This window comes from Sphingomonas sp. S-NIH.Pt15_0812 (assembly GCF_003951315.1).
Taxonomy (GTDB): Bacteria; Pseudomonadota; Alphaproteobacteria; order Sphingomonadales; family Sphingomonadaceae; genus Sphingomonas.
Genome location: NZ_QLJH01000038.1, coordinates 21,656 through 29,378, shown reverse-complemented (window position 1 = coordinate 29,378; position 7,723 = coordinate 21,656). Strand labels below are relative to the sequence as shown.

Sequence of the window (7,723 nt, the reverse complement as noted above, 5' to 3'; positions counted from 1 at the left end):
GGGCGGCGGTGCGGGAGCGGGGGCCGGGGCGGCGGTGTCCGCACCTTCGCCCATGCCGCTCAGGATCAGCGCGGCGACCGCGTCGACCGCGGCCGCCGCCTGCGCGCCGGTGGCGGCGACGGTGACGGTCGAGCCATGGGTGATCCCGAGCGTCAGCACGCCGATCGGGCTGCGCACGCTGCTCGACCGGCCGTTCTTCTCCAGCAGCACCTCGGCGTCGAAGCCCCTGGCGCATTCGGCGATCCGCGCGGCGGGGCGGGCATGAATGCCATGGGCCAGCGGCACGACGATGTCGCGCGCCTGACGCTCGCCCTCGCTCGCGGCGGTCGTCACCTCCCCGCCCCGTGCCACCAGCGTCATCAGCGGCGCACCGACCGCGACCAGCCCCTCGGCCCGCTGTTCGATCGCGAAACGGTCGCCATTGGTGACCAGGATCGGGGTGATGACCGCGCGCGCCTCCCGCACCAGCAGGTCGAGGTCGAAGCGGATCAGCGCGTCGCCCGCCGCCACCCGGTCGCCGACCCGGACGACGGGGGTGAAGCCGCGCCCGGCCAGCGCCACCGTGTCCAGTCCGATATGGATCAGCAGTTCCGCCCCGCCGTCGCTGCGCAGCGTGATGGCATGGCCGGTCGGCTGCACCCCGATCACCTCCGCGGCGCAGGGCGCGTGCAGCGTGTCGCCGGTCGGATCGATGGCGATCCCGTCGCCCAGCATCCGCTCCGCGAACACCGCGTCCGCGACCTTGTCCAATGCACAAGCCCAGCCCTGCATCGGCACGGTCAGCACGGTGTTCGCCATGGCGGTTCCTTCATGGGGCGGGCCGGGGAAGGGGAGCGGCCCGGTAGAGGTCAGGTCAGGTCGGGTCGGTGTCGCCGCCGATGGTGGTGGCGACCGGCCGCAGGTCGGCGGACAGCTGCACCCAGTCGGCGCGCTGGCCCACGGCTAGGCGGCCGCGCTCGTGCGACAGGCCCAGAAAGGCGGCCGGGCTGGTCGCGGCCATCGCCATCGCGGTCTCGGGCGCCAGGCCCAGCCGATGGACGGCGTTGCGCACCGCACCGGTCATGTCGAGGTCGGAGCCGGCCAGCGTCCCGTCGACGCCAACGCAGCGGCCATCCGCGACCCGGATCGCCTGGCCCTGGAGCACGAAGTCCTTATCGACCGCGCCGACACAGGGCATCGCGTCGGTCACCAGCATGAACCGGTCGTGCGGCCGCGCGCGCAGCGCCACGCGCAGCGCCGCGTCGTCGACATGGAAGCCGTCGACGATGATCCCGCACCAGGCCGTCTGGTCGTCCAGCGCCGCGCCGACCACGCCGGGCTTGCGATGGACCAAAGGCGACATGGCGTTGAACAGATGCGTCACGCCGGTCGCGCCCGCCGCGAATGCGGCGGTGGCGGTGGCGTAATCCGCCTCGGTATGGCCCAGGCAGACGCGCACGCCCGCCGCCGCCAGCGCGCGGATGCTGTCCATCGGCACCTGTTCGGGCGCGAGCGTCACCATCACCACGCCGCGACGGGGGCGGGTCAGCAGTTCCAGCAGGTCGTCGTCCAGCAGGCGGAAGCGTCCGGCATCATGGATGCCCTTGCGCGCGGTGTTGATCACCGGCCCCTCGACATGGATGCCGACCACGCCGGGCACCCCGGCCGCGATCGCGGCATCGGTCGCGTCGAGCGCCACCGCGATCACATCGGCGGTGTCGCTGATCAGCGTCGGCATCATCGCGGTGGTGCCATAGGGGCGATGCGCGGCGGCGATCGCCGCGATCCCCGCGACGGTCGGCGTGTCGTTGAGCAGCACGCCGCCGCCGCCATTGACCTGCGTGTCGATGAAGCCGGGCGACAGCCAGCCGCCGTCGAGGTCGACCGCATCGGCGGTGGCGGTCGGCTCCATCGCGACGATGACGCCGCCCTCGACGGTGATCGTCGCCTGCGTCCACACGCCATCCGCCGTGACGACATGGCCGTTGGTGAAGCCGTGGCGGGTCATAGCGTCTGGGTTACCTTCTTGAGGTGGAGCGGCGTGTCCGGGTTCAGGCCGCGTTCGGCCGACAGGCGGTTGGCCATGCGATAGAAGCTCTGGATCATCAGGATCGGCTCGACCGCCGGATGCGCGGTCAGCGCCGGCACATGGCCGCCGCCGTCGAGCACCGCATCGGCCAGGCAGACCGTCGCGCCACGCCCGGCGAACTCGGCCGCTGCCGCCCGCACATCGTCGCCGGCGACATCGGAGGTGGCGAGCGCGATCAGCGGGAAATCCTTGCCGACGATCGCCATCGGGCCGTGCCGCACCTCGGCCGAGCTGAACGCCTCGGCATGGAGCGCACAGGTCTCCTTGAGCTTCAGCGCCGCTTCCTGCGCGATGCCCAAGCCCAGGCCGCGACCGATCACGAACAGGTTGTTGGCGTCCTTCAGCGCCTGGACCACCGGCGTCCAGTCGAGCGCCCAGGCGCGCGCCAGATCGTCCGGCAGCGTCTCGATCGCCTGGGCCAGCTTGGCATCCTGCGTCCAGGCGGCGGCGATCGCGGCCAGGCCGGCGAGCGCGGCGATATAGGATTTGGTCGCCGCCACCGACGTCTCCGGCCCCGCCATCAGCGGCACCAGCGTGTCGGCCAGCCCGGCGAGCGGCGAGCCGGCATCGTTGACCAGGGCGACGACATGCGCGCCCGCCGCGCGCTGCGCCGTGACGGTGGCGAGCAGGTCGGGGCTGCGACCGCTCTGCGAGATGGCGATGCAGAGCGTCGCGCGGGCGGTGGCCGGGGCCTTGTAGACCGAGGCGACCGAGGGGGCGGCGGAGGCGACCGGCACGCCGGTCATCGTCTCGATCAGATATTTGCCATAGGTGGCGGCATGGTCGGACGAGCCGCGCGCGCAGGTGACGACAACCGCCGGCGGCGACTGGCGCAACCGCTCGCCCAGTTCGGCGATGACGCGGGCATTGGCGGAGAGCAGCCGGCGAACCGCGTCGCCCGCCTCGGCCGCCTCGCGGTGCATCAGGGTGGCTTCGACGGCGGGTGCCGCCTGAAGGTCGTTGTCGGTCACGCTGCCCATGTCCTCTTCCCCCGCTGACGCGAGCCGGCCCCGCGGCTCTCTGATGGCGTCTTCATTAGGTAATAAATTGGTATTATTCAAGCGCGGCATTGGCATGAAGGTCACGGACCAGTCCAGCCACCGTCTCGACATCGGTGCCGCCGATCCGCGGGCCGATGAAGCCGAAGCGGCGTTCCGGCGAATCGTCAGGAACCGCATGGGTTTGTCGGCACGAGGCATGGATTTCGCCGATGCCGGTGGCGAGCAGCACGGGTAGCGTCGCGCGATTGACGCCGCTTCCCGCCAGGATCGTGATCCGGCCATCGGCCTGTCGGTGCAGCCGCTCGAGCATCGCCGCGCCATCGACCGCGCGGGGCGCGCCGCCCGAGGTCAGTACCCGGTCGAATCCGAGCAGGATCGCATCCTCCAGCGCCGCCGGCAGGTCAGGGCACAGGTCGAAGGCGCGGTGGAGCGTCAGCGACAGCTGCGCCCCGCGCTCTGCGCCCAATACGCGCGCCTGGCCGACCCATTGCGCGAGCAATCCGACGTCGAGCCGCCGCTGCCGGTCGCTCGCCCCGATCACCACGCCGGCCAGACCCGCCTCGGCGGCGGTGCGGATATCCTCCGCGACCAGCATCGCCTCGACCCGCGAATAGACGAAATCGCCCTCGCGCGGGCGGGCAAGCAGATGAACGGGCAGGGGGGAGGCGGCCGCGACCCGGATCAGCGAGACGGGCGGGGTCAGCCCACCCACCGCCAGCGCGGCACACAGTTCGATCCGGTCCGCGCCGCCCGCCGCCGCGGCGGCGATGCCGCCGACATCCTCGACGCAGACCTCCAGCCTGCGCGGCATCACGCCCGGAACAGCGAGGGCGCGGGCAGCACCCGGGTCCGTCCCGCCGTGTCGGTGACCGCATAGGTGAAGCCCGGCAACAGGCAGAAGGCGCCGACCCGCCCCCGGGGATCGAGCGCGAGGAAGCCGACCTGCACGCCCTTGATCGCGTCGCCGCGCAGCGCCGCGATATGCTTCACCACCTCTTCGCATGCCGCCTGGGGCGACAGGCCGGCGCGCATCGACGCGACGACGCGGGCGCTGCCCGACACGCGCGTCACCTCCTCGCCCAGCCCGGTCGAGGTCGCGCCGCCGACGCCCGCCTCGACATAGAGCCCCGCACCGACCTGGGGCGAATCGCCGACCCGACCGCGCATCTTGAACGCCATGCCCGATGTGGTGCACGCCCCCGCCAGATGCCCGGCCGTGTCGCGCGCGAGCAGGCCGATCGTGTCATGGTCGAGCGCGCCGCCACGCGGCAGCCGCGTCGATCCGGCATTCTCGCTATTGGCGACCGGCCGGTACTTGGCGGTCTTCAGCCAGTCCCGCCATGCCGTCTCGGCGGCGGGGGTGAGCAGGTCGACCTTGGGGAAGCCCTGGTCGCGCGCGAAGCGGGTCGCGCCCTCGCCGACGATCAGCGTATGCGGCGTCTTCTCCATCACCCGCCGGGCGACCGAGATGGCGTGGACGGTATCCTCCAACGCCGCGACCGCGCCGACACCGCCACGGTCGTCCATGATGACCGCGTCCAGCGTGACATGGCCGTCGCGGTCGGGATAGCCGCCATAGCCGACCGAGTGGTTCTCCGGGTCCGCCTCCGGCACCATCGCGCCCGCCTCGACCGCGTCGAGCAGCGATCCGCCCGCCTTCATCCGGGCGAAGGCCGCGTCGTTGGCGGCCGCGCCGAAATCCCAGGTCGACACGATCAGGGCCGGGGCCGCCGTCTTCGCCTGCGCCCTGGCCGCCGTGGCGAAGGGCAATGCTCCGCCGATCACGCCAAGCGCCGCCATCACATCCCGTCTGCTCGTCATTGCCGGTCCTTCCGCCCCCTCGGTTCCGGCCATCATGCCATGGCAAAGGTCATGTGCAAGTCATGGTTCGGTATTGCGCCATTATGGACCTTGGACCCGGTCGGGTGGTGGCGTGGCTGCGCGCACGACGCCGTGGATCGCTCCGCTCCGCTCGCGACGACGATGCCGGTCGAGGTCATGTCCATCGGGCTCAAGGGCATTGCTTTGCTTGGCCCCAGGCTCCTGCGTTCGCAGGAGAACAGGCTTTTCCGGCCCGTGTCCGATTTCGCGAAGGTTCCGGCCTCGGCCAGCGTGACGGAGGGTGCGTGGCAATCCCCTCAGGGAAGCACGATCACCGCGCGATCCGTTCGCCGGCAATTGCCCTGATTCGGCCAGCCGGCCCTGCTGCGCCGCCCCCTGAACGGCAAAAAGGGGATGCGCCGGTCCATCGGCGCATCCCCCTTTCCGGCATCGCCGCGACGCGGGCGATGTGCGCCCGCGCCGATCGCACGTCACGCTTTGACGTGCGCCGAGATGTACTTGTTCATTTCGAACATGGTCACCTTGTCCTTGCCGAACACCTTCTTCAGGTTGTCGTCGGCCAGGATCTCGCGCTTGTTCTCGGGATTCTGCAGGTTGTTGGACTTGATATACTCCCACACCTTGCTGATCACTTCGCTGCGGGGCAGCTTGTCGTTGCCGACCACTGCGCCCAGTTCCGGCGACGGCTGGACCGGGGCGTGGATGCCGGTGCCGGCCTTGGTCTGCTTGGTGGCGGCCTTTGCGGCGCCGGCTTCCTGCTTGGCAGTGGCCATGTCTGTCCTTCCTGTGAATCGTCATGCCCCCGGCTACGAGGGACTCACGCCTTCTTGAGCGCTGACGCCTTGTGCGCCGCCTTTCCGCCGTTGTCACTCTCTACGAGATATTGCGGATCATCCTTCGACGCGCGGACCTTATGGCCCTTGATGCTGGTGTCGCTGGTGAGCGTCTTCTCGACCTCGCCATGCGCGGTGCCGCCATGCGAATTCCAGCTCACCTTGTCGCCCTTCTTCAGATCGGCCATCGCATCCTCCTTAACTTGTGGCACCAAGCGCCCGACATGCGGGTTGGTTGCAGGAGATGACGATGTGTGACGGCGGAACCCCGGCGGATGGCGACCTGGTCGCGGCGGATGGCAAGATCGCCGTGCCCCCCCATGTCGCGGCCGCGATCCGCACCCTGATCGAATGGGCGGGCGACGATCCGACGCGCGAGGGGCTGGTCGACACCCCCCGCCGCGTGGCGCGGGCGTGGAAGGAATATTGCGCCGGCTATGGCGAGGACCCCGCCGTCCATCTCGGCCGCGTGTTCGAGGAAGTGGGCGGCTATGACGAGATCGTGCTGCTGAAGGACATCCCCTTCCAGTCGCATTGCGAGCATCATATGGCCCCGATCATCGGCAAGGCGCATATCGCCTATCTGCCGCGCGACCATGTGGTCGGCATCTCCAAGCTGGCCCGCGTGCTGCACGGCTATGCCCGGCGGCTCCAGGTGCAGGAACGGCTGACCGCCGAGGTCGCCGACTGCATCTGGACCGGGTTGAAGCCGCTGGGCGTCGCAGTGGTGATCGAGGCCAGCCATGCCTGCATGACCGCGCGCGGCGTCCGCACCCCCGGCGTGGCGATGACGACCAGCCGGATGATGGGCGTGTTCCGAGACGACGATCGCAGCCGCAAGGAGGTGCTGGCGCTGATGGGGCTGGGCGGATGATCGTTCTGGTCACGGGCGGGGCCCGGCGGATCGGCGCGGCGATCGCGCGCGGCGTGGCCGGCGCGGGGCACCGGGTGGTGATCCATTACCACCGGTCGCGCGACGAGGCGGAGGCGCTGGCCCGCGCGCTCGACGGCTGGACGGTGCAGGGCGACCTGGCCGACACCGCGTCGCTGCCGGCGCTGTTCGCGCGGGCGCGCGACGTGGCGGGCGCGCCGATCGGGGCGTTGGTCAACAGCGCGTCGATGTTCGAATATGACTCGCCCGCTACGGTCGATCCGGTGCTGGCGGCCAGGCTCCATGCGGTGAACTGCACCGCGCCGACCATATTGGCGAGCGCGCTGGCGGCGCAGTCCGATCTGGCCGATGGGGCGGTGGTCAACCTGCTCGACCAGAAGCTGGCCAATCCCAATCCCGATTTCTTCTCCTACACCCTGTCCAAGGCGGCGCTGGCGGCGGCGGGCGAGCTGATGGCCCAGGCCTTCGCGCCGCGCCTGCGGGTCAATGCGGTCGCACCCGGCCTCACCCTGCCCAGCGGCGACCAGAGCGAGGAGGAATTCCATCGGGTCGCGACGCAGAACCTGCTCCGGCGGCCGGTCGGCGCCGGCGCGGTGGCGGAGGCGGTGGTCTATCTGCTCGGCGCGCGCAGCGTGACGGGGCAGACGTTGTACGTCGATTCGGGCCAGCGTTTCCTGCGATCGGACCGCGACGTCATGTTCGAGGGGCGTGCCGATGGCTGACTATGCCATTCTGATCGACGATTTCGACGTGGCGATCCGGCTGGGCATCCACCCGCATGAGGCGGCACCCCAGCGGGTGCGGCTGTCGATCCGGCTCGACCTCCGCTATCCGGCCGCGCCGATGGCCGACCGGATCGACGAGGTGTTCGACTATGACCAGGTCCGCGCCGCAGTGCTGGCGCTGGCGGCGGGGCCGGGCTTCGCCTTGCAGGAAAGCCTGTGCGATTCGATCGCTGCCATCTGCCTGGCCGATGCGCGGGTGCAGTCGGTCCGGGTGCGGTCGATGAAGCTCGACATCTATCCGGATGCCACCGTCGGTTGCGAGGTGGTGCGCGGCCGGTAAGGCCCATCCCTCCCCGGGCGGG

General features: G+C 70.6%; 11 protein-coding genes. 4 read left to right on the top strand and 7 right to left on the bottom strand.

All coding sequences use genetic code 11. The features are described 5' to 3' along the window. The 5 genes from BRX43_RS17520 to BRX43_RS17500 all read right to left on the bottom strand — a co-directional run. A partial coding sequence (locus BRX43_RS17520) for a glucose PTS transporter subunit IIA (RefSeq protein ID WP_125996376.1) occupies positions 1-798 on the bottom strand: 798 nt, incomplete at its 3' end. A gap of 55 nt (positions 799-853) precedes the next feature. Next, on the bottom strand, positions 854-1,987 hold the full coding sequence (nagA, locus tag BRX43_RS17515) for an N-acetylglucosamine-6-phosphate deacetylase (RefSeq protein ID WP_125996375.1): 1,134 nt from the start codon (positions 1,985-1,987) through the stop codon (positions 854-856). After that, entirely contained in the window at positions 1,984-2,991 is a 1,008-nt protein-coding gene (locus BRX43_RS17510; protein WP_241215043.1) for an SIS domain-containing protein, read from the bottom strand. The genes nagA and BRX43_RS17510 overlap by 4 nt, the downstream gene beginning before the upstream one ends. A gap of 130 nt (positions 2,992-3,121) precedes the next feature. Continuing rightward, positions 3,122-3,880, bottom strand: a complete 759-nt coding sequence (locus tag BRX43_RS17505; RefSeq protein ID WP_125996373.1) for a copper homeostasis protein CutC — start codon at positions 3,878-3,880, stop codon at positions 3,122-3,124. Beyond that, positions 3,880-4,890 carry a N(4)-(beta-N-acetylglucosaminyl)-L-asparaginase gene (locus tag BRX43_RS17500; RefSeq protein ID WP_125996372.1) on the bottom strand — a complete coding sequence of 337 codons (1,011 nt, stop codon included), beginning with the start codon at positions 4,888-4,890 and terminating at the stop codon, positions 3,880-3,882. The genes BRX43_RS17505 and BRX43_RS17500 overlap by 1 nt, the downstream gene beginning before the upstream one ends. Before the next feature lie 39 nt (positions 4,891-4,929). Between BRX43_RS17500 and BRX43_RS17495 the strand changes: the two genes are divergently transcribed. Further along, positions 4,930-5,256, top strand: coding sequence for a hypothetical protein (locus BRX43_RS17495; RefSeq protein WP_125996371.1), 327 nt, complete (start codon positions 4,930-4,932; stop codon positions 5,254-5,256). 125 nt (positions 5,257-5,381) lie between these two features. On the opposite strand, the gene BRX43_RS17490 is transcribed toward BRX43_RS17495, so the two are convergent. Beyond that, entirely contained in the window at positions 5,382-5,684 is a 303-nt protein-coding gene (locus BRX43_RS17490; RefSeq protein WP_241215042.1) for an SWIB/MDM2 domain-containing protein, read from the bottom strand. A gap of 44 nt (positions 5,685-5,728) precedes the next feature. Beyond that, complete coding sequence (locus tag BRX43_RS17485; protein WP_125996370.1) at positions 5,729-5,932, bottom strand: DUF2945 domain-containing protein; 204 nt, start codon at positions 5,930-5,932, stop codon at positions 5,729-5,731. 62 nt (positions 5,933-5,994) lie between these two features. On the opposite strand from BRX43_RS17485, the gene folE reads away from it, so the two are divergent. From folE to BRX43_RS17470, 3 genes are read left to right on the top strand one after another with little or no spacing between them, the layout of a single operon-like run. Continuing rightward, the gene (gene folE / locus BRX43_RS17480) at positions 5,995-6,618 is read left to right on the top strand and encodes a GTP cyclohydrolase I FolE (protein ID WP_125996369.1); all 624 of its coding nucleotides are present in this window, start codon (positions 5,995-5,997) and stop codon (positions 6,616-6,618) included. Further along, positions 6,615-7,358: an SDR family oxidoreductase gene (locus BRX43_RS17475; protein ID WP_125996368.1), complete on the top strand. Its 744-nt coding sequence runs from the start codon at positions 6,615-6,617 to the stop codon at positions 7,356-7,358. The genes folE and BRX43_RS17475 overlap by 4 nt, the downstream gene beginning before the upstream one ends. Beyond that, entirely contained in the window at positions 7,351-7,701 is a 351-nt protein-coding gene (locus tag BRX43_RS17470; RefSeq protein ID WP_125996367.1) for a dihydroneopterin aldolase, read from the top strand. The genes BRX43_RS17475 and BRX43_RS17470 overlap by 8 nt, the downstream gene beginning before the upstream one ends. The last annotated feature ends 22 nt before the right edge of the window (positions 7,702-7,723 follow it).

Bases quoted from the DNA above. Each gene is read 5' to 3' on its own strand.
- nagA (WP_125996375.1), bottom strand. From the start codon at position 1,987: ATGACCCGCCACGGCTTCACCAACGGCCATGTCGTCACGGCGGATGGC.
- BRX43_RS17510 (WP_241215043.1), bottom strand. From the start codon at position 2,991: ATGCACCGCGAGGCGGCCGAGGCGGGCGACGCGGTTCGCCGGCTGCTC.
- BRX43_RS17505 (WP_125996373.1), bottom strand. From the start codon at position 3,880: ATGCCGCGCAGGCTGGAGGTCTGCGTCGAGGATGTCGGCGGCATCGCC.
- BRX43_RS17500 (WP_125996372.1), bottom strand. From the start codon at position 4,890: ATGACGAGCAGACGGGATGTGATGGCGGCGCTTGGCGTGATCGGCGGA.
- BRX43_RS17495 (WP_125996371.1), top strand. From the start codon at position 4,930: ATGGCAAAGGTCATGTGCAAGTCATGGTTCGGTATTGCGCCATTATGG.
- BRX43_RS17490 (WP_241215042.1), bottom strand. From the start codon at position 5,684: ATGGCCACTGCCAAGCAGGAAGCCGGCGCCGCAAAGGCCGCCACCAAG.
- BRX43_RS17485 (WP_125996370.1), bottom strand. From the start codon at position 5,932: ATGGCCGATCTGAAGAAGGGCGACAAGGTGAGCTGGAATTCGCATGGC.
- folE (WP_125996369.1), top strand. From the start codon at position 5,995: ATGTGTGACGGCGGAACCCCGGCGGATGGCGACCTGGTCGCGGCGGAT.
- BRX43_RS17475 (WP_125996368.1), top strand. From the start codon at position 6,615: ATGATCGTTCTGGTCACGGGCGGGGCCCGGCGGATCGGCGCGGCGATC.
- BRX43_RS17470 (WP_125996367.1), top strand. From the start codon at position 7,351: ATGGCTGACTATGCCATTCTGATCGACGATTTCGACGTGGCGATCCGG.